This is a genomic window from Streptomyces gobitricini, assembly GCF_039532985.1.
Taxonomy (GTDB): Bacteria; Actinomycetota; Actinomycetes; order Streptomycetales; family Streptomycetaceae; genus Streptomyces; species Streptomyces gobitricini.
Genome location: NZ_BAAASR010000016.1, coordinates 1 through 19,693 on the forward strand (window position 1 = coordinate 1; position 19,693 = coordinate 19,693).

Genomic DNA, 19,693 nt, shown 5'->3' on the forward strand with positions numbered 1-19,693 from the left:
CCCTACCAGATCCTTTTCCCGTTCCGTTTCCGGTTCGGATTCTGTTTCCGGTGGCCGTTGGAGGGCCTTTGCCTTTCGGCTGATCCGACTTTATCAGAATCATTTCCGCCGAGCTAATCGACGTTCGTGATTCGAATGAGGAATCGGATTGGCTCCGCGGAATCAATTCCGCCTTGGAGCGAGACAGACCTTAGTGTTCGCGCTCGAACCTGTCCAGTCCGAGGCAACCGTTCTAATCTACCTCCCCACGGCACCCGTGTCAACGGGTTTTGTGGGCGAAGAGGAGACTAGCAGCTCAGCTGGGCCGGACGCACATCAGGCTGCGGTGGGCAGGGCGGCGCTTCGGTCGGGGGACTCGACGTCCCCGGCTTCACCGGCTCTGGCCGCACGGCCGCCGAGGACGTACACGTACGCGAGGAATGCCAGCTCGGCGGTGATGCCGATGGCGACGCGGGCCCAGGTGGGGAGGCCCGAAGGGGTGACGAAGCCTTCGATCACGCCGGAGACGAAGAGGACCAGGGCCAGCCCGAGGGCCATGCCCAGAGCGGCTCGGCCCTGCTGGGCCAGAGCGGTGCGGCGGGGTAGGGGGCCGGGGTCGATGAGGGTCCAGCCCAGCCTGAGACCGGTGCCGGCGGCGACGAAGACGGCGGTGAGTTCCAGGAGGCCGTGCGGAAGCAGGAGGCCCAGAAAGGTATCGAGGCGCCCGGCTGAGGACATCAGGCCGAGGCCGACGCCGAGGTTCAGCATGTTGAGGAAGAGGATCCACAGGACGGGGACGCACAGGAACGCGCCGAGGACGAGGCACATGGCGGCCGCCTGCGCGTTGTTCGTCCAGACCTGGGCCGCGAAGGAGGCGGCCGGGTGGCTGGAGTAGTACGACTCGTAGTCTCCGCCGGGACGGGTCATCCGACGGAGCTCCTCGGGAGCCGCGATGGAGGACTGGACCTCGGGGTGGGTGCCGATCCACCAGCCGATGAGCGCGGCCAGAAGCGTGGAGAGCACGGCGGTCGGGATCCACCAGTGGCGTGAGCGGTAGACCGCCGCCGGGAAACCGGAGGTCAGGAAGGTGGCCGCGTCCCGCCACGAGGCACGGCGGGTACCGGTGACCGTGGCGCGTGCGCGGGCGACCAGCTGGGTGAGGCGGGCCGTGAGCATGGGGTCCGGTGCGCTGGACTGGAGGAGCGAGAGATGGGCGGCGGTGCGCTGATACAGCGCGACCAGTTCGTCGGCCTCGGCCCCGGTGAGGTGGCGGCCGCGTCGCAGGAGGTGGTCCAGGCGGTCCCATTCGGGGCGGTGGGCGGTGACGTAGACGTCGAGGTCCATGATCGGCTGCTGCTCCAGGCACTGGTGCGTACGGTTCGTACTACTGCGGCGCTCTGACTGTCAGCTTGGCAGACTGGCGTTTGGAGGGGTTGGGGAAGACCGGAGAAGGGTGGGCACTGTGAGCGGGGTAGTGACGGGGGACGCGGTCGTACTCGGCTTGCAGCCGGCGAGGTTGCCGAGCCGGGCGCTGGCCCTTGTCATCGACCTCGTCGTGGTGTGGACCGTGTACCTGCTGATATCCGTGGGGCTGGCGATCGCCACCGCTTCCCTGGATGAGGCGGCCGTCATGGCGGTGTCGATCGCGACGTTCCTGCTGGTGCTGGTGGGCGGGCCGATAGCGGTGGAGACCCTCTCCCACGGGCGGTCGCTCGGGAAGCTGGCGTGCGGGCTGCGCGTGGTACGGGACGACGGAGGGCCGATCCGGTTCCGGCACGCGCTGGTGCGGGGTGCGATGGGGGTCGTCGAGATCCTGATGACGTTCGGCGTCGTGGCGTGCGTCGCCTCGCTCGTGTCGGCGCGTGGCCGGCGGATCGGCGATGTCTTCGCCGGCACGCTGGTGGTACGGGAGCGGGTTCCGGCGGCTCGGGCCGTGGCTGTTCCGCCCCCGCCGCCCTGGCTGGTCGGACGGTTCACGCAGGTGGACCTGTCGGCGGTGCCGGACGAGCTGTGGTCGGCGATACGGCAGTACCTGACGCGGATGCGGCAGCTCGACGCCGTGGCGGGGCGGGCGCTGGCTGAACGGCTGGCCGACGATCTGGTGGCCCGGACGGGTACGCCCCCGCCGCCGGGGGTGCCCGCGGCGGAGTACCTGGCCGCGGTGGTGAACGAGCGGCAGGCGCGGGATGCGCGGCGTGCGTTCCCCGCGGGTGGTGGGGCGCCGGTGGGTGGCGGGGCGCCGGTGAGCGCGGGTGGCACGGCTGGCTGGGGTGGTGCGGGTGGCCCTGGGGGTTGGGGTGGCCAGGGGGGTGAGGGCCGGCTCGCGGATGCCGGTCGGCCGGTGGTGCCTGGGGCCGTTGGAGCCAGGGGGCCTGAGGGAGCGGGCCCCGGCGAGGGTCCCCACGATGCCCGGGGGAATGGCGCTGGTGCGGGGAGTGGGGAGCGCGGCGGTACGCCGCCTGCCACCGGGTTCGCTCCGCCCGCGTAGCGCGGTCGGGGCGCGTCGGCGTCGCCGGGTCAGCTGAAGACCGACGGTGGGGTCTGGAGGTCCTCGAGCTCGATGCCGGGGGCTGCCAGGACCACGTCGCCGGCGATGTGGACGGTGTGCCGCTCGCCGGTGTCGAGGGCGTCGACCTGGTATTCGTCCACGGTCAGGGGGCCGTTGTCAGTGGTGTGCGCTTCACTTCTGATCAGGGCCCACGACTGGTCGACGGTGAGGGGGGCGAGGACCGGGTCCGTGAAGGCGACGAGGCGGACCCGGGTGGGGGGCGAAGCGGGGGTGAGGCGCAGCAGGCGGGATGTCGCGACGAGGAACGCCGGGGACGTGCCGGTGAAGGCGTGGGCGCGCACATTGCCTTCCGTGGCGTGTGTCCCGGAGGGATCGGTCCGGACCCAGGTGACGCCGTCGAGGGCGGCGCCGCGGACCTGCCAGCTCGCGGCGTGGAGTTCGAGTCGGATGGGGCGGCCGAGGTCGTCGAGGGCGAGGTCGACGGAGCCGGCGTGGTCGCCGGAGGGGGTGGTGACCTGGGAGACGTAGCGCCAGCCGGATGGGCCGGGCGCGCAGTTGAAGTGCTCTTCACCGAGGGGGGTGTGATCGTGCGGATCATGGAGCGAATAGCGGCCGCGGGGCATGGGTCCTCGGGTCCTCGGGATCGGCGGTAGGGGGACGCCCGGTATGGGGCAGGCCCCCGGCACGGGGGTGCGGGGGCCTGCCTGGTACCTGCTGCCGTTCACCGGCTGCTGCGGACGTGCGTCAGTGCACGGGCGCCGTCAGTAGCGGTAGTGGTCGGGCTTGTAGGGGCCTTCGACCTCGACACCGATGTAGGCGGCCTGCTCGGGGCGGAGCGTCGTGAGCTTCACACCGAGCGCGTCGAGGTGCAGACGGGCGACCTTCTCGTCGAGGTGCTTGGGCAGCACGTAGACGTCGGTCGGGTACTCCTCGGGCTTGGTGAACAACTCGATCTGGGCCAGCGTCTGGTCCGCGAAGCTGTTGGACATCACGAAGGAGGGGTGACCGGTGGCGTTGCCCAGGTTCAGCAGGCGGCCCTCCGACAGCACGATGATCTTCTTGCCGTCGGGGAACGCCCACGTGTGGACCTGCGGCTTGACCTCGTCCTTGACGATGCCGGGGATCTTCGCCAGGCCGGCCATGTCGATCTCGTTGTCGAAGTGGCCGATGTTCCCGACGATCGCCTGGTGCTTCATCCTGGCCATGTCGGAGGCCATGATGATGTCCTTGTTGCCGGTCGTGGTGATGAAGATGTCGGCCTTGTCGACTACCTCGTCGAGGGTCGTCACCTGGTAGCCGTCCATCGCCGCCTGCAGCGCGCAGATCGGGTCGATCTCGGTCACGATCACTCGGGCGCCCTGGCCACGGAGGGACTCCGCGCAGCCCTTGCCTACATCGCCGTATCCGCATACGACCGCGACCTTGCCGCCGATGAGCACGTCGGTGGCGCGGTTGATGCCGTCGATCAGCGAGTGACGGCAGCCGTACTTGTTGTCGAACTTCGACTTGGTCACCGCGTCGTTGACGTTGATCGCCGGGAACAGCAGCGTGCCGTCACGGTGCATCTCGTACAGGCGGTGCACACCCGTCGTCGTCTCCTCCGTCACGCCACGGATCTCGGAGGAGAGGAGGGTCCACTTCTGCGGGTTCTCGGTCAGGGTGCGGTTGAGGAGACGGAGGATGTGCGCGTACTCCTCGCTGTCCGCGGTGGACGGGTCCGGGGCCTCGCCGGCCTTCTCGAACTCGACGCCCTTGTGGACCAGGAGGGTGGCGTCACCACCGTCGTCCAGGATCATGTTGGGACCGCCGGTGGACGCGTCCGGCCAGGTCAGCGCCTGCTCGGTGCACCACCAGTACTCCTCCAGCGTCTCGCCCTTCCAGGCGAAGACCGGGATGCCCCGAGGGTTGTCCGGGGTGCCCTCGGGACCGACGGCGATGGCCGCGGCGGCGTGGTCCTGGGTGGAGAAGATGTTGCAGGACGCCCAGCGGACCTGTGCGCCGAGGGCGACCAGCGTCTCGATCAGGACGGCCGTCTGCACGGTCATGTGCAGCGAGCCGGTGATACGGGCGCCGGCGAGCGGCTGGGTCTCGGCGTACTCCCTGCGGATCGCCATCAGGCCCGGCATCTCGTGCTCGGCGAGAGTGATCTCCTTGCGGCCGAACTCGGCCAGGGAGAGATCGGCGACCTTGAAGTCCTGTCGGTTGGCGACAGTCGTCATTTCGAGCTGCTCCTCGTGTTGGGTCGAGGGTGGGTACGGCTGGCTCTGCGAGATAGCTGGACAACACAAGGATGCCCGGTACTCGCAGTGCAGTCGTCGGAGGCCCTCTCTCCCTCGGCCGGTCCGTCGTGGACCGCCCGACCGCCATCAGCAGCGACGTCTGACTCTGTCACGAATCTACACCGATCGGTCCTGCGGACCACAGCCCGCGGGGCACCTCTGCGGAAACGGGACCATGACCTGGGTCGCTTCGGGATGGGTGGCGGCCTGGTCCCGTCGGGGCGGCGTTGCCGGTGGGAGCGGGCCGAGGGAGCGGGCGGGTGCGCGGGGCGGTGCCGGGCGGGTGGTCTCTCGTGCTCGGGGACGAGCGCGCTACTTCACGGAGGGGCGGCTGTGGTGAGCGAGCGGGTGCCCTGGGGGCGGGAGGGTCCGTTGCTGCTCTTCGGTCCCGGGCCGGTGTGGGCGGCTGACCGGCCTGATCGTCGGGGCGGGTGCGCGGGGCGGGCTCGGGGCGGCCGGCGGGTGCGTGGGCGTCGGTCGTGCGGGGCGGCACGAGCACGACGAGGCCCCCGCCCCGAGAGGGGGCCGGGGGCCTCGTCGTGCCGGTCGTGTCAGGTGGTGGGGGTGGTGCGCTTGGTCTCCTGGTAGATGTCCGGTTCCAGGTAGATCACCCGGGCGATCGGTACGGCGGCGCGGATGCGCTGCTCCGCTGCGTCGATCGCCGCGGCGACCTCGGAGGCCGTGTCGTCGTGCTGGACGGCGATCTTGGCGGCGACCAGCAGTTCCTCGGGGCCGAGGTGCAGCGTACGCATGTGGATGATGCCGGTGACGGTGTCGTTGTCGACCAGCGCCGCTTCGATGCTCTTGACCTCGTCGGTGCCGGCGGACTCGCCGAGGAGCAGCGACTTGGTCTCCGCGGCCAGGACGATCGCGATCACGATGAGCAGGACGCCGATGCAGAGGGTGCCGATGCCGTCCCAGACGCCGTCGCCGGTGACCAGGGCCAGGCTGACGCCGGCGAGGGCGAGGATCAGACCGACCAGCGCACCGAGGTCCTCCAGGAGGACGACCGGGAGCTCGGGTGCCTTGGCACGGCGGACGAACTCCTTCCAGGAGAGCTTGCCGCGGACTTCGTTGGACTCCTTGATGGCCGTCCGGAAGGAGAAGGTCTCGGCGATGATCGCGAAGACGAGGACGCCGACCGGCCAGTACCAGGCCTCGATCTCGTGCGGGTGCTTGATCTTCTCGTAGCCCTCGTAGATGGCGAACATGCCACCGACGGAGAAGAGGACGATCGAGACGAGGAAGGCGTAGATGTAACGCTCACGGCCGTAGCCGAAGGGGTGCTGGGGCGTCGCCTCGCGCTTGGCCTTCTTGCCGCCGAGGAGCAGCAGCCCCTGGTTGCCGGAGTCGGCCAGCGAGTGCACGCTCTCGGCGAGCATCGAGGACGAACCACTGAAGAGGAACGCCACGAATTTGGCCACAGCGATCGCCAGATTCGCGACAAGCGCCGCCACGATCGCCTTGGTTCCGCCTGACGCGCTCATGCGTGCGGGTGTCCCTTCCTAGATGCTGCTGGGGGGTGGTTCGTACGGCCGGACATTGTTGCAGCAGCGGATGCGGGCGGGGCGTCAGGGCCTCACCGTGGCCCGGAAGACCGTGCCCGTACCGGATAGTTCGACCTTTTCGCCCGCGGGGACGAAGACGGACCGGCCCGGGGTGAGGGACTGGTCGTTCGTCCTGGGGGTGCCGGACGTGGCGAGGACGATCTGCGGGGTGGGGGCCGTGATGTCGACGGGAGCGGCGCCTTCGGGCCGTGCGAAGCGCGAGAGACGGAACTCGTCGACCGGCGTCTCGTAGACCTCTTCGCCGGAGGGGGAGGCCTCGGGGCGCAGGACGCCGGGGTCGTGCGGTTCGAAGCGGACGACGCGGAGGAGTTCCGGGACGTCGACGTGCTTGGGCGTCAGTCCGCAGCGCAGGACGTTGTCGGAGTTCGCCATGATCTCGATGCCGAGGCCGCCGAGGTACGCGTGCGGGACACCGGCGCCCAGGTAGAGCGCCTCGCCGGGCTGGAGCCGGACGTGGTTGAGCAGCATGGCGGCGAGGACGCCCGGGTCGCCGGGGAAGTGGTGCGCGAGGACGGCGTACGGGGCGTGGACGCCGCCGAGGCGGGCGCAGGCGGCGGCGGTCTCGGTGACGGTGGCCGCCATCTCGGCGGGGTCGGCGGACAGGACGGCTGTCAGGACCTCGCGGAGGGCGGCGTCCTCGGGGCTGGCGTGGAGGAGGTCGACGTACGGCTTGAGCGAGTCGATGTCCAGCGCGGCGAGGAGTTCGGCGGTCCGGTCGGGCACCCGGAAGCCGCAGAAACCCTCGAAGGGGGTGAGGGCGCAGATGAGCTCGGGCTTGTGGCTGGGGTCCTTGTAGTTGCGGTGGGGCGCGTCGATGGGTACCCCGGCGCGCTCCTCGGCGGCGTAACCCTCCTGAGCCTGGGCGAGGTCCGGGTGGACCTGGAGGGAGAGCGGGGCGCCGGCCGCGAGGATCTTGAGGAGGAACGGGAGGCGCGGGCCGAACCGGGCGACGGTGGCGGGGCCGAGTTCGCGCTCCGGGTCGGCCTCGATGAGGGCCGACAGCGGTTGCTCGGGCTGTCCGGCTCGGGTGACGCGGGAGGGGGCGCCGGGATGGGCGCCCATCCACAACTCGGCCTGCGGTTCGCCGGTGGGGGCCACGCCGAGCAGTTCCGGGATGGCCGTCGTGGAACCCCAGGCGTATGGGCGGACGGTGTTGGAGAGGCGGTCCATGCGGCGTCGTTCCTTGCGTCTTTGCTTGCCGTGCGGCCGGGGAGGCGGGGGTGGGGGGCGTCAGGTGGTGGTGTTGCGGCGGGACGTCAGCGCCAGGTAGACGGCCGCGAAGTCCGTGATCGCGAGGAGCTCGGCGAAGCACTCCAGGTCGGTCGTACCGTCGCGGGTCGTGCCGGGGTCGCCGGTCGCCGTGCCGTTGCCGGTCGCCGTGCCGTTTCCGGTCGCCGTGCCGTTTCCGGTCGCCGTGCCGCTGCCGGCCGTGGCGCCTTCGCCGTTCGTCGCGTCGTTCCCGGTCGACGTGCCGTTTCCGGTCGCCGGTCCCTCGTCGGCCGCCGGGTCCCGGGGTTCGAGTTCGCTGATCGTCGTGTCGTGGCTCAGCGCGAGTTCGCGGGCGGCGGGGGCGGCGGTGAGGCCTCCGGTGGGGCGGTCGCGGAGCAGGACGACGCGGGCGTGCAGGGCCTGCGCCTCATCCACACGGTCGCGGAAGAAGTCGTCGGGGTCCGCGCCGCGCGCGAAGGCGCCCGCGAGAAGGCCCCGGTGGGCGGCGAGGGCCTCCGGCAGTTCGGCCGCGAACGCCGGGCGGCCGGCCAGTTCCGCCAGCACGGCGGCGAACCGGCGGCCGATCGGGGCGGCCGCCGCGCCCTCGGTCCAGATGAGCGGGAGGGTGTCGGCGAGCTCGGCGGCGAGGGTCTTGGCCGGGTTGCTGTACGTGGCGACGCCCGGGCCGCAGCGTTCAGCGGTGCGGTCGAGGCGGTCGGCGACCCTCTGGAGGGTGTCGGCGGGCGCGGTGACGAGGCCCATTCGGTCGAGGAGCGCCAGGAGGGGGGTGAACAGCGCCCACAGGGCGGCGGGGCTCGCCTCCTGGGCTTCCTCGTCGGTCAGTTCATGGGGGGCGACCGCCATCGGGACGACGAGTCCGTGCGTGCCGGAGACGGCCTCGGCGAGCGGGGAGCGCTTGGGGACGACGGCGACGACGGTGACGCCGCGGCGGTAGGCCTGCTCCGCGAGCAGCGCGAGGCCCGGTTCGCTGCCGTCGGTGGTGGTGATCAGGAGCAGATCGACGGAGCCGGCCCAGCCCGGGAGCGCCCAGCGCAGGGCGCCGGCGGCAGCCGCCACGCCCGTGGAGTGCAGGCGGGCCACGGGCGCGGAGGCACCGGCCAGGGTGGCCACCATGTCGGCGACGCCGGCGGCCGCGGTGCCGGGACCGGCGACCAGGATGGAGCGCGGACGCCCCTCGGGGTTCAGCTCGGTGACGCCTGCTTCGGCGGCGTGGCGAGCGGCGGTGCGTACGCGCGCGCCTGCTTCGGCGGCCCCGCGGAGAAGACCGCGGCGGTCGACTCGGGCCAGGGCGTCCGGGTCGTCGAGCAGCGTCTCGTCGAGCATGAGGTGGGGCCTCCGATCGCCGTGCGGTGTGGGGTGCGGTGCGGCGCCGGGGTGAGCGGCGCCCCTCGCGGGTGGGCGGTACGCGGACGGTGCCCGTTGGGTCGCGGCGCCCGCCCGTACGCCCTGCCGGTGCGCCGTCAGGCGGGGCGGCGGGCCTCGTCCACCAGGAGGACCGGGATGCCGTCCCGTACCGGGTAGGCCAGGCCGCAGTCCTCGCCGGTGCAGATCAGCTCGGGGGTCTCGGCCGTCGTGCGGTCGCTGAGCGGCGCGTGGCAGGCCGGGCAGGCGAGGATCTCCAGGAGGCCGGCTTCGAGCGGCATGGGGTGGGTCCCTTCGGGCGGGCGAGGTCGGTCGCGTTGGGCCGGGTTGTACGTGTGGTCGTGCGTGGTGCTGTCGTACGTGGTGGTGTGTCGTACGTGGTGGTGCTCGGTGTGGCGCCCGTGCGGCGGTGCGCGTCGGGCCACGTCAGCCTACCGCCGGGGGCCCGGCGATGCGGCGTCGGCGGGGACGGGCCTGTCCCCGCGGCGACGGGCTTGTCCCTTACTCCGCCCCTTCCCGGAACCGGGCGGTTCACCCCCGGCGCCCGTCGGCGATTCGGACCGCGTTGTTCGGACCCGGTTCGGTTCGGGTCCGGTCCGGGTCCGGTCCGGTTCGGGTCCGGACCGGGCGGGCGCCGGGCGAGGGGCGTGCCGGGGCGGCTGCCCGGGGCCGGGACCGACTAGGGCGTACGGACGAGGGCGAGGACCTCGTCGCGGAGCCGCGTCATCGTCGGTTCGTCGCGGGCCTCGACGTTCAGGCGCAGCAGCGGTTCCGTGTTGGAGGGGCGCAGGTTGAACCACCAGTCCGTGCCCGTCACCGTGAGGCCGTCGAGGTCGTCGGTCGTGACACCGTCGCGGGACGCGAACGCCTCGCGGACCGCCGCCGTACGGCCGGGCTGGTCGGCGACCGTGGAGTTGATCTCGCCCGATCCGGTGTAGCGGTCGTACGAGGAGACCAGCTCGGACAGCGGGCCGGTCTGGCCGCCCAGGGCCGCCAGGACGTGGAGGGCCGCCAGCATGCCGGTGTCCGCGTTCCAGAAGTCGCGGAAGTAGTAGTGCGCGGAGTGCTCGCCGCCGAAGATGGCGCCGGTGCGGGCCATCTCCTCCTTGATGAAGGAGTGGCCGACCCGTGTGCGCACCGGCGTCCCGCCGTTCTCGCGGACGACCTCCGGGACGGACCACGACGTGATCAGGTTGTGGATGACGGTCCCCGTGCCGCCGTTCCTGGCGAGCTCGCGCGCCGCGACCAGCGCCGTGACGGCCGACGGCGACACCGGGTCGCCCTTCTCGTCCACCACGAAGCACCGGTCGGCGTCGCCGTCGAAGGCCAGGCCCAGGTCGGCGCCCTCCTCGCGCACCCGCTCCTGCAGGTCCACGAGGTTGGCCGGGTCCAGCGGGTTGGCCTCGTGGTTGGGGAAGGTCCCGTCCAGCTCGAAGTACATGGGGACCAGCTCCAGCGGCAGGCCCTCGAAGACGGTGGGGACCGTGTGGCCGCCCATGCCGTTGCCCGCGTCGACCACGACCTTCAGCGGCCGGACGGACGTGAGGTCCACGAGGGTCTTCAGATGAGCGGCGTAGTCGGTGAGGGTGTCGCGCCCGGTGAGCGTGCCGGGCGTGGCCGCCGCTTCCGGCGCGCCCGTCCCGAGCCACTTCTCCGCGAGCGCGCGGATCTCCGCCAGGCCGGTGTCCTGGCCCACCGGTGCCGCGCCGGCGCGGCACATCTTGATGCCGTTGTACTGGGCCGGGTTGTGCGACGCCGTGAACATCGCGCCCGGCAGCCCGAAGCTCCCCGACGCGAAGTACAGCTGGTCCGTGGAGCAGAGGCCGATCAGCGTGACGTCCGCGCCGTGCCGCGCCGCGCCGCGCGCGAACGCGCCGGACAGGCCCGGGGACGAGGGGCGCATGTCGTGGCCGACCACGATGGCGTCGGCGCCGGTCACCTCGACGAACGCCGCGCCGAAGAGCTCCGCCAGCGGCTCGTCCCACTGGTCCGGGACCACCCCGCGGACGTCGTACGCCTTCACGATCCCCGACAGATCCCGAGACGGACCACCAGACAGATCAGCTGTCACTTCCCCGCACCCTCCTGCAAGCCCTGTGTGTCCACCCGCGGTGGAGCACACAAACTACCCGTAGGGGGCGGAGGCTCAGGAGTCGGGAGAGCGCAGCACCCGCAGGTGGCCGCGGCGGCCGACCTCGACGGGGTCCCCGGCGCGGCTTCCGGGCTTGCCGCCGGCCTGCGCCGCGCGCTCCTGGGGGCGGGCCGCTTCCCGTACGGCGTTGGCGAGCGCTTCGAGATCGTCGCCGCTGGGGCGGGCGGGGGCGGAGCCGTCCGAGAGGCGGACGACCTCCCAGCCGCGCGGCGCGGTCAGGCGCTCGCTGTGCTCGGCGCACAGGTCGTAGCAGTGGGGCTCGGCGTAGGTGGCGAGCGGGCCGAGAACCGCTGTCGAGTCGGCATAGACGTACGTCAGTGTCGCGACGGCGGGGCGGCCGCACGCGGTGCGCGAACAGCGACGTACATGGCTCACGACGTTGGACGGTACCGCACTCTTGAGCGGGCCGCGACGACTCTCCACCAGGTCACTCGCCCGTGTCGCGGTGTGACGTCCCGCACAGGGGTCCCCGGAAAGGCTCGGCTGACCTGCTCGGAAGGTGTCGGCCGGGGGCCGCGGCGGCCGGCCTGCCGAACATCACCCCGAACGAATCCGGTCAATCCTGATGGGCGAACCGATCGGGGGGCCATGCCGAATCGCGCCGAAGTATGGCCGGAACGCGCAATCGGCGACATGCCCGCCGCCCGGCGCGCGGCACGATCGTCGTACCCCGGGGAGAGCTACCCTGCCTCAGTGATGGACAGTCCCGTACCGCCCCGCCCGGCCGAGCCCCGGCCGCGCCGCCGAGACCGCCACGGCAGCGGCATGCGCGGACCCGTCGCCCCGCCGCAGGTACCGCTCTCCGCCAGCCGCGCCGACACCTTCCGCGACCTGGTCCAGGACTCGGTGGAGCGGCTGGAGCGGCGCTGGCCGCAACTGACCGACGTCGACTTCCTCGTACTGGAGGTACCGGTCTCCCCCGAGGAGTCGGTGCCGCTGGGCGTCTCGGTGCCGGCCGGGCGCGACCGGCCCGCGCGGGTCGTGGTCTACCGGCGGCCGGTCGAGCTGCGCGCCAAGAGCCGGGACGAGCGGGCCCTGCTCGTCCACGAGGTCGTGGTCGAGCAGGTCGCCGAGCTGCTGGGGCTCTCCCCCGAGTCGGTCGATCCCCGGTACGGCCAGGACTAGTCGTCCAGGACGGACAGGTCCTGCCCCGCGGACGGGACCTCCACCGTGCCACGGTCGTCGGCGAGCGTCTGCACGGTGAACATCGGCAGGCCGTCGTCCGGTTCGGCCAGTGTGCGCGCCGCGTGCACCGGACCGCCCGAGAGGGTCTCCACGGTCAGGGCGTACACCCCCTTGAGCCCGGCCGGTACCGGCGGCGTGACCGCCAGGGTGGTACCACTCCCGATCTTGTACGTCTTGGTCACCGGCGTCCCGCCCTCGGTGCCGGCCGACGCTGTGACCTTCACCTCCGCGGCCTCGCCGGGCGCCGTCAGTGACAGCGTGGTGCCCTCGGCCCGGTTGTCCGCCACGGTCGCCCGCTCCCCCACCGGCCCGGTCGCCGGGATGAACGCCATCTCCTGGTCGGCGCCCTTGCCACGCACCACCCGCAGCGCGGCGACCACCGGGGTGGCGCGCCCCTTGCGCGCCGGTGACAGCAGCAGCGACCCGGCCTCCCCGCGCGTGACGTTCTCGAGGTCGACGGCCGCGGTCATCCCCGACTTCACATGCAGGCTCTCGGCGGCGGCCGGGGTGATCGTGCCGGTCGGGCTCGCGAGCTGGATCTTCAGGTCGGCGTCGCCCTCGCCCGGCGCGTACGCCACCAACCGTACGGACGTGGCGTCCGCCGGGATGCCGGGCAGCACCAGTGTGCCGGCCGGGTCGGCCGACGCGGGCAGCCAGTCGCTGCCGAGGTTCTCGTCGGCGGAGCGCACCACCGCGCCGACCCGCCCGCTGCGGGTGGTGACGTGGACGGTGACGTCCTCGGCGGCGGGGCCGGTCGTCAGGGTGGAGAGCAGGACCGGCACGCCGGACCGGGCGGGGACGGTGATGCCTTCGGTGAGCTGCGACTTCAGGGCGCCGTCGGGTCCGTACAGCTCGATGTCGACGACGGTGGCCGTGTCGTCGGGGTTGGTGAGGTGGACGTAGTCGGCGCGCTGCCCGGCCGTCGAGGCGCCGGGGAACCAGAAGTCCGTGTCGGGCGCGGTACAGCTGAGGCCGAGCATTCCGCGCCCGCCGCCCGCCGGGACCTTGGTCGTCTGCTGGGTGGTCCAGCCGGGCGCGAGCCGGCCGGAGGCGGCGCCGACCAGGGCGGGGGCGTCGCCGCCGTCGGCCTCGGCGGTGACCGGTCTGCCGGGCTGGGTGAGCGTGAGGACGGGCTTGTCGGCGGCGGGCGCCTTCTTCGGCGCGTCCGCCTCCGCGTCCGCCTCCGTGTCCGCCTTCTTGGAGTCCGCCGCCGTCACGTCGGCGGTGGCGGCGGACGGCCTCAGCTCCGCCCGGTCGGCGGCCTCGCCCGCGGCCGTGCCGGCGCCCTGGGCGGCGCCCGCCGGTGTGAACGACGTGTACACCGTCTCGGCGACCTCGGAGTTGCTCGGCGCGGGGCACAGCAGGCTGGAGCGTTCGACCGGGAGCCGTGCCGGGGCCTTGGCGGCCGTCGCCGTCCCCGCGTCGCCCCCCGGCGCGGTCAGCACGGCGAACCCGGTGACCGCGGCGAGGGCGGTGACGGCGGCGGCGAGGGAGAGGGTGGTGCGGTTCACTGGTTGCTGCTCCCGTCGGGACGCTGCTCGTTGTCGTACCCGTAGCCGTAATCCGGCCGCTGCTCGTACTGGCCCGGCGGGTACTGCTGGTCGTACTGGCCCTGGTCGTACTGGTCGTACTGGTCGTACTGGTCGTACTGGTCGTACTGACCCTGCCCCTGCCCCTGCTCGTACGGGACCTGCTCGTACGGGACCTGCTCGTACGCGCCCTGCTCGTGCGGGCCCCGTTCGTAGGACTGCTGGGGGTGCTGCGGGTACTGCTGGTGCTCGGGGTATCGCTGGTACGAGTCGGCCGGGTACTGCTGTCCCTCGGCCGGGTGGGCCGCGTACGCCTGGCTGCCGTCCCAGTCGCCGTAGGACGGCTGTCGCGGGACGCCCTGCGCCGCGTACGGATCGGCGTCCGGTACGGGGACGGGGTCCGGCTCGGTCCCCGCGGCGGCTTCCGTCTCCGCGGCCTCCGCGGCGGCCGCCGCCCGCAGCCTGCGCGCCCGGCGGCCGTCGCCCGCCAGGTCCTCGGGGGTCACGGCGTGCCGCTCCTCCTCCGGCAGGTCGTCGTCCACGTCCCTGCGCCGTCCCGGCAGAGCGAGCACGAGGAGGACCACGGCCAGGGAGCACTGGGTCCAGATCCAGGCGGTGTGCGCGAAGGAGTCCTCGTAGGTCAGGTCCAGGCGCCCGCCCTCGGCGGGCAGCTCGAAGCCCTGCGCCCAGCCGTCGACGACCGTCTTCTCCAGGGGCTTCCCGTCGATGGTGGCCCGCCAGCCGTCGTCCGCGCGGTCCGCGATCCGCAGGACGCGGCCGGGGCCGCCCGGCGGGATCTCGGTGTGCGCCTCGACCGGACCCGCGGCGACCGGCAGCCGCTCCCCCTTGCCGTCGCCGCCCGGGACGATGGTGGCCCGCGCGACCTGACGGTCGACCCGCCACAACGCGCTGCCGTCCAGCTGGCTGAGCCGGGTGAGCCCCGGCGTGGCGTCCAGAACGCGGCTCGTCCGGCGCGGCGCCCCGTCCCGTACCAGGACGTACCGGATCGCGAAACCGCTCAGCTCGGCGGTCTGGTCCGCGCCGGAGCCGGCGACCAGATGGGCGACGACCTTGTCGAGGCGGGGGTCGCCGCCGCCCGCCGCCGTCAGCTCGGCGTCGCCGAGGCGGGCCCCGGAGCCCCGGACCAGGGTGTACGGGACGTGGGCGGACGACGTGCCGCCCAGCACCAGGGTGCGCGGCTGGTCCCGGGTGTCGCTCTCCTCCGCCACGAAGGCGGGCACCTGGACCGGGTCGCGCCGCTCCAGCGGCCCCGCGGCGCCGCCGATCATCCAGCTCGCCGCGGAGACGAGCGGGCCCGCGGCGGCGGCCAGGGCGATCAGCACGGCGACGGGCTGGCGCCAGCCGAAGCTCTGGGAGGCGACGCGCGTACGGCCGCCCTCCGCCCCGAGCATGCCGGCGGCCAGCAGCGCGACGCCGTACACGAGGGTGGCCGGCCCGGCCCAGCCGGACCCGCCGCCAGAACCGCCGCCGGTCCCGTTGGCGAGCACCGCGAAGACCAGGGCGACCACGGCCGTGACCCACGCCGTACGGATCGCGGACCGCCGCTCGGCGCGCAGCAGGGCGGCGAGCGCCGCCAGGACCAGGCCGATCAGGACCACGCCGCCGACGGTCCCCGGTCCGCCCGGCGAGACGCCGAGCAGGTCCAGCGGGGACGCCGCCGGCGTACCGAACTCCACCCCGGCCTCCCTGAAGAGGGCGGACGGGTCGGTCAGCAGCGTCAGGGACCAGGGGGCGAGCATCAGCAGCGGAGTGCCGATCGCGGCCAGGAAGCGCAGCCCGTACGCCACGAAGTCGTCGCGCCGCAGCGCCAGCACCGCCAGCCCCAGGACGGCCGCGAGCGGCCACACGACGGGCGTGAAGGCCATGGTGAAGGTGAGCAGGAAGGCGTACGCCCAGGTGGCGCGCCAGCTGCCACGCCCTTCGCCCCGCAGTCCGTGCGCCGCGACGGCGGCCCGGGCGATCAGCGGCAGCAGGACCGCGAGGACGGCGGTGCCGATCCGCCCGGTCGCGAGGGCGCCGGTCGTGGCGGGCAGGAAGGCGTACGCGACGGCTCCCCAGGCGCGCAGCAGCCGGGACTGGACGAGGGAGCGGGAGGCGAAGTACGCGGTGACGCCGGCCAGTGGCACCGAGCAGACCAGCAGCACGGTGACAGTCAGGCCGGTGGAGCCGAGGAACACGGCGGAGAGGGCGGCGAGGAGCGCGAGGTACGGCGGGGCGGTCTGCGTGCCGCCGGTGCCGAGCGGGTGCCATGCGTCCGCGTACCGGTTCCACAGGTCCCCGACTCCGTCGGGGACGGGCAGCAGCGCGCCTCCCGCCAGGGAGCCACCGCCGAACAGGCCGCGGCAGGCGACCACCGACGCGACCAGCAGCAGCGCGAAGAGGACGGGACCCGGCCTGCGGGCGATCTTCTTCAGGCGGGCGAACTGCTCGATCTCCAGGTAGTCGGCGTCGTCACCGCCGGGGCCCGACTCGACGGCACCGTGCCGTGATCCGCCCGAATCGGCGTCCGTGCCCCCGAAGTCGGACATGACCTGTTCGACCGTGACGCGGACGGTGGCGCCGGGCGGCGGGAACAGCGGGCGCAGCTCTGACGCCTCGACGGTCCCTCCGCGCCGCCTGCGACGGGCCGCGACGATCCGCTCCGGCCGCAGCAACGTGCCGAACAGGCCCATCACTTCGTCGACGGCCTGGCCGGGTGCCTTGCCGACGAGGTAGGCGAGCGTACGGAGGAGGGTGCCGACGACGAGGCGGAGCAGCACCCAGGGGAAGGCGATGCCGCGCGCGTTGGCGAGGAGTGTGTAGACGGCGCCCGCCTTGTCGACGCGGTGCGGGCTCGCGACGGAGCGGCCCGCGCAGTCGACGGTGCGCCGCTCGCGCGCGGACGCCTCGGCGTGGCGGAGGACGGCGTCGGGGGCGACGAGCACCCGGTGGCCGGCGGAGTGGGCGCGCCAGCACAGGTCGACGTCGTCACGCATGAGGGGCAGGCGGCGGTCGAAGCCGCCGAGCTCCTCGAAGACGTCACGGCGGATGAGCATTCCGGCGCTGGAGACGGACAGCACGGAGCGGACCTGGTCGTGCTGGCCCTGGTCCTGCTCGCGCCGGTCCAGTCCGGTCCAGCGGCGGCCGCTGTTGGCGATGGAGACGCCCACTTCGAGGAGCTGCTTGCGGTCGTACCAGCCGCGCAGCTTGGGCCCGATGATCGCGGCGTGCTCGTCGCCGTCCGCGACGCGGAGCAGTTCGGCGAGGGCGCCGGGCTCGGGCGCGGCGTCGTCGTGCAGCAGCCAGAGCCACTGGACGGGCTCGCCGTGCGGCAGGTCCGGCAGGTCGTAGGCGTCGTCGTTCCACGTCCTGCTGACCGGGTCCCAGCCGCTGGGCCGCTTCAGGTAGGGGAGCTCCTCGGGGCCGAGGGCGGGCGCGGTGCGGGCGGCCTCCTCGACGGCGGCGCCGAAGCCCGTACGCCGCGCGAGGTGCAGCACCCGGTCGTCGCCGATGGCCTCGGAGACCAGCCGCGCGGAGTCGTCGGCGCTGCCGGTGTCGGCGGCGACGACGTTCTGTACGGGACGCTCCTGACCGAGCAGCCCGGAAAGGACGTCCGGCAGCCACCGGGCACCGTCGTGGGACACGAGCACGGCGGTGACGACGTGCCGCGGGAAGTCGGGCTGCTGCGTGGGGGAAGCGGGGGTGAACGCGGCTGTGGCGGACATCGGGTTACGGGCCCTCCGGCCGGGGGTCGCCCGCGGGGGGCGTTGGAGCGTCTCGGACGGAGGCCCACACTAATGGCTGGCACGTCACCCTTCCGCCGCCTGTGGACAGAGCGCGGACGGTGGCCGGTTCTTTACGTACGCGTGTGCGCGGTTTGACCGGTGGGCACCGGCCGCAGGCCGCGCGTCCGGCCCGACGGGCCCCGCGTACGCCCCGGCAGACCCCTCACGCTGCGCCTGTGACCGCGCCGGTCACGCCGGACGGCCCCGGCCGGTGCCCGTCCGCGCCGTGTGCCCGGTGGGCGCCCGGCGGCCACGGCGAGCGGGGGGCCGTCGCCCCGGCGGAGGCGTCCCGGCGGAGGCGTCCCGGCGTCCGGGCCGGCCCGCGGTCGGCCACGGTCGGCCGCGGTCGGACAGCGCCGCCCGGCGGGTGGGCGGGGGCCTGGGCGCGGGGCTCGGCGCGAGGTCTGCGCGCGGGAGGCCGGGACCACCGCCCGGCCGCCCCGCGGCACCCGGCGGGTGGGCGCGGGGTCACCGCGCGGCTGTGGGGAGCCGCCGCCCGGCGGGGCGGCTCGGTGCCGGGTCGGAGCCCGTGGGCGCGTGGCCCGGCCTGCGGCCCGCGTCGAGGCCGCGCGGCGGGCGGGCGCGGGGTGACCGCGCGGGGGGCCGGGGCGGGACGGCGGAGCGCGGCGTGGCCGGCGACGGCGTCAGACCGCGGCCTTTTTCAGGCGGCGGCGTTCACGTTCCGACAGCCCGCCCCAGATTCCGAATCTTTCATCGTTGGCGAGCGCGTATTCGAGGCATTCCGAACGGACTTCGCAGGCGAGGCAGACCTTCTTGGCCTCACGAGTGGATCCGCCCTTCTCGGGGAAGAAGGACTCCGGATCCGTCTGGGCGCACAACGCGCGCTCCTGCCAGCCGAGTTCCTCATCCGCGTCCTCGACCAGCAGTTCCTGGAACAACTCGGTCATGTGCGCCCCTCGTCGGTCTTTGCGTCCCCGTGTGATGGCCGTTTGTCGAATTTTTCGGCCGAACGACACGAGTGAAATTACAAGTGCGTTGCTCCGGACCAGTCAAGCCGGGATCTGCTATTGGGCCCGGTATTCACTCTGCGGAACCAAGGCTATGCGGAAAGTGTTCAAATCAGCAAAATTGAGACACATGCCGCCACCTGGCCCACACCCTCCCTTTCGCCACCTCTTCCGGGGAGGACGTCCGCCGCTTCGATCTTGTTGCGGTCAAGCCGGTGAAGCGACCCGGATCACAGTCGGATCTCGGGACTGCGGCGACGTTTGCGCCGGTGGTTGCTGCGGCATGTGTCCCGACCCCTGGCAGCACAAACCTTTCTCCGGACGGAGTAACCGGATGAGGTGAAACATTGCGGCCAAATCGGGCATTGGGTTGACATACGGAATCGAGCCGGTCACCTTTGTTTGCATGCCAGCGACCACAGCGCTCCTCGCGACCCCCGCACGTGGGTCCCTCGGCGCTGCCCGGGCTCTCCAGCCTCTCTGTCGCTGTTGCTGTCGCTGTTCCAGCTGTTGACGCCCCAGAGCTCCAGCGCCCCGCCCCAGCGTCTGTTTCCCGCCCTTCCCGCGTGTACCGCTTCCGGCTTCCGGACCCGTTTCTCTCGAGGAACTCCCGCACCCCATGAACAGCGACAGCGACCTCCAGATCGCCGGCGACATCCTCGCCGTCCAGCACCTTCTCCAGCCCGCCAAGGAGCACCCCTCCACCGTGGCCGAGTTCGTCGGCCTGGCCCGCACCATCGCCGCCGACCGGACGCAGTGGGCCCGCCTCGTCGAGTACGACGCCACCACCCGCTGGTACCAGCGGCTGCGCACCGGACCCGGCTACGAGGTCTGGCTGCTGTCCTGGGTGCCCGGTCAGGGCACAGGTATGCATGATCACGGCGAGTCCTCCGGCGTACTGACCGTCCTCCAGGGCGAACTGACGGAACGTACGGAAAAGGGCGCGCGTCCGCTCACCGCCGGCGCCCAGCGCGTCTTCGCGCCGGGATTCGCACACGACGTGGTCAACGACTCACTCGAACCGGCCGTCAGTCTGCACGTCTACTATCCGGGCCTCACCGACATGCCGATGCACCCCAGCGGCTGCTCCGCCCCAAAGCCCCGGGACGCCGTCGTCGCCTGACCGGCCTCAGGGGGAGCCGCCCCG

General features: G+C 72.8%; 15 protein-coding genes. 3 read left to right on the forward strand and 12 right to left on the reverse strand.

Features of this window, described 5'->3' with window-relative positions; translation table 11 throughout:
* Positions 1-315: 315 nt before the first annotated feature.
* The gene (locus ABD347_RS14345; protein ID WP_344360902.1) at positions 316-1,323 is read right to left on the reverse strand and encodes a stage II sporulation protein M; all 1,008 of its coding nucleotides are present in this window, start codon (positions 1,321-1,323) and stop codon (positions 316-318) included.
* 118 nt (positions 1,324-1,441) lie between these two features.
* Between ABD347_RS14345 and ABD347_RS14350 the strand changes: the two genes are divergently transcribed.
* Positions 1,442-2,467, forward strand: a complete 1,026-nt coding sequence (locus tag ABD347_RS14350; protein WP_344360904.1) for an RDD family protein — start codon at positions 1,442-1,444, stop codon at positions 2,465-2,467.
* A 29-nt stretch (positions 2,468-2,496) separates the two neighbouring features.
* On the opposite strand, the gene ABD347_RS14355 is transcribed toward ABD347_RS14350, so the two are convergent.
* The 8 genes from ABD347_RS14355 to ABD347_RS14390 all read right to left on the reverse strand — a co-directional run bounded on the left by ABD347_RS14355 (position 2,497) and on the right by ABD347_RS14390 (position 11,502).
* Positions 2,497-3,111, reverse strand: a complete 615-nt coding sequence (locus tag ABD347_RS14355) for a hypothetical protein (protein WP_344360906.1) — start codon at positions 3,109-3,111, stop codon at positions 2,497-2,499.
* A 138-nt stretch (positions 3,112-3,249) separates the two neighbouring features.
* Complete coding sequence (gene ahcY / locus ABD347_RS14360; RefSeq protein WP_344360907.1) at positions 3,250-4,707, reverse strand: adenosylhomocysteinase; 1,458 nt, start codon at positions 4,705-4,707, stop codon at positions 3,250-3,252.
* A 611-nt stretch (positions 4,708-5,318) separates the two neighbouring features.
* Positions 5,319-6,254 (reverse strand): cation diffusion facilitator family transporter, encoded by a 936-nt coding sequence (locus ABD347_RS14365; protein WP_344360909.1) that lies wholly within the window; start codon positions 6,252-6,254, stop codon positions 5,319-5,321.
* 84 nt (positions 6,255-6,338) lie between these two features.
* Positions 6,339-7,505: a mannose-6-phosphate isomerase, class I gene (manA, locus tag ABD347_RS14370; RefSeq protein ID WP_344360911.1), complete on the reverse strand. Its 1,167-nt coding sequence runs from the start codon at positions 7,503-7,505 to the stop codon at positions 6,339-6,341.
* A gap of 60 nt (positions 7,506-7,565) precedes the next feature.
* Positions 7,566-8,888 (reverse strand): SIS domain-containing protein, encoded by a 1,323-nt coding sequence (locus ABD347_RS14375; protein WP_344360913.1) that lies wholly within the window; start codon positions 8,886-8,888, stop codon positions 7,566-7,568.
* A gap of 137 nt (positions 8,889-9,025) precedes the next feature.
* The gene (locus ABD347_RS14380; RefSeq protein ID WP_344360915.1) at positions 9,026-9,208 is read right to left on the reverse strand and encodes a Trm112 family protein; all 183 of its coding nucleotides are present in this window, start codon (positions 9,206-9,208) and stop codon (positions 9,026-9,028) included.
* Between the two features lie 398 nt (positions 9,209-9,606).
* Positions 9,607-10,998 (reverse strand): phosphomannomutase/phosphoglucomutase, encoded by a 1,392-nt coding sequence (locus tag ABD347_RS14385; protein WP_344360917.1) that lies wholly within the window; start codon positions 10,996-10,998, stop codon positions 9,607-9,609.
* Between the two features lie 75 nt (positions 10,999-11,073).
* Positions 11,074-11,502: a DUF3499 domain-containing protein gene (locus tag ABD347_RS14390; protein WP_344360919.1), complete on the reverse strand. Its 429-nt coding sequence runs from the start codon at positions 11,500-11,502 to the stop codon at positions 11,074-11,076.
* Positions 11,503-11,775: 273 nt separating this feature from the next.
* Here ABD347_RS14390 and ABD347_RS14395 point away from each other — a divergent pair, with 273 nt between their 5' ends.
* Positions 11,776-12,204 (forward strand): metallopeptidase family protein, encoded by a 429-nt coding sequence (locus ABD347_RS14395; protein WP_344360921.1) that lies wholly within the window; start codon positions 11,776-11,778, stop codon positions 12,202-12,204.
* Here the strand turns inward: ABD347_RS14395 and ABD347_RS14400 are convergent.
* From ABD347_RS14400 to ABD347_RS14410, 3 genes are all read right to left on the reverse strand, one after another.
* The gene (locus tag ABD347_RS14400; protein WP_344360923.1) at positions 12,201-13,775 is read right to left on the reverse strand and encodes a DUF5719 family protein; all 1,575 of its coding nucleotides are present in this window, start codon (positions 13,773-13,775) and stop codon (positions 12,201-12,203) included. The genes ABD347_RS14395 and ABD347_RS14400 overlap by 4 nt on opposite strands.
* Entirely contained in the window at positions 13,772-17,518 is a 3,747-nt protein-coding gene (locus ABD347_RS14405; protein WP_344360926.1) for a glycosyltransferase family 2 protein, read from the reverse strand. The genes ABD347_RS14400 and ABD347_RS14405 overlap by 4 nt, the downstream gene beginning before the upstream one ends.
* A gap of 704 nt (positions 17,519-18,222) precedes the next feature.
* Entirely contained in the window at positions 18,223-18,486 is a 264-nt protein-coding gene (locus tag ABD347_RS14410) for a WhiB family transcriptional regulator (RefSeq protein WP_023588371.1), read from the reverse strand.
* Positions 18,487-19,165: 679 nt separating this feature from the next.
* On the opposite strand from ABD347_RS14410, the gene ABD347_RS14415 reads away from it, so the two are divergent.
* Positions 19,166-19,669: a cysteine dioxygenase gene (locus ABD347_RS14415; protein ID WP_344360934.1), complete on the forward strand. Its 504-nt coding sequence runs from the start codon at positions 19,166-19,168 to the stop codon at positions 19,667-19,669.
* Positions 19,670-19,693 lie beyond the last annotated feature (24 nt).

Excerpts from the sequence above, each read along its gene's own strand:
- ABD347_RS14345 (WP_344360902.1), bottom strand. The coding sequence starts at position 1,323 with ATGGACCTCGACGTCTACGTCACCGCCCACCGCCCCGAATGGGACCGC.
- ABD347_RS14355 (WP_344360906.1), bottom strand. The coding sequence starts at position 3,111 with ATGCCCCGCGGCCGCTATTCGCTCCATGATCCGCACGATCACACCCCC.
- ahcY (WP_344360907.1), bottom strand. The coding sequence starts at position 4,707 with ATGACGACTGTCGCCAACCGACAGGACTTCAAGGTCGCCGATCTCTCC.
- ABD347_RS14365 (WP_344360909.1), bottom strand. The coding sequence starts at position 6,254 with ATGAGCGCGTCAGGCGGAACCAAGGCGATCGTGGCGGCGCTTGTCGCG.
- manA (WP_344360911.1), bottom strand. The coding sequence starts at position 7,505 with ATGGACCGCCTCTCCAACACCGTCCGCCCATACGCCTGGGGTTCCACG.
- ABD347_RS14375 (WP_344360913.1), bottom strand. The coding sequence starts at position 8,888 with ATGCTCGACGAGACGCTGCTCGACGACCCGGACGCCCTGGCCCGAGTC.
- ABD347_RS14380 (WP_344360915.1), bottom strand. The coding sequence starts at position 9,208 with ATGCCGCTCGAAGCCGGCCTCCTGGAGATCCTCGCCTGCCCGGCCTGC.
- ABD347_RS14395 (WP_344360921.1), top strand. The coding sequence starts at position 11,776 with ATGGACAGTCCCGTACCGCCCCGCCCGGCCGAGCCCCGGCCGCGCCGC.
- ABD347_RS14405 (WP_344360926.1), bottom strand. The coding sequence starts at position 17,518 with ATGTCCGCCACAGCCGCGTTCACCCCCGCTTCCCCCACGCAGCAGCCC.
- ABD347_RS14410 (WP_023588371.1), bottom strand. The coding sequence starts at position 18,486 with ATGACCGAGTTGTTCCAGGAACTGCTGGTCGAGGACGCGGATGAGGAA.
- ABD347_RS14415 (WP_344360934.1), top strand. The coding sequence starts at position 19,166 with ATGAACAGCGACAGCGACCTCCAGATCGCCGGCGACATCCTCGCCGTC.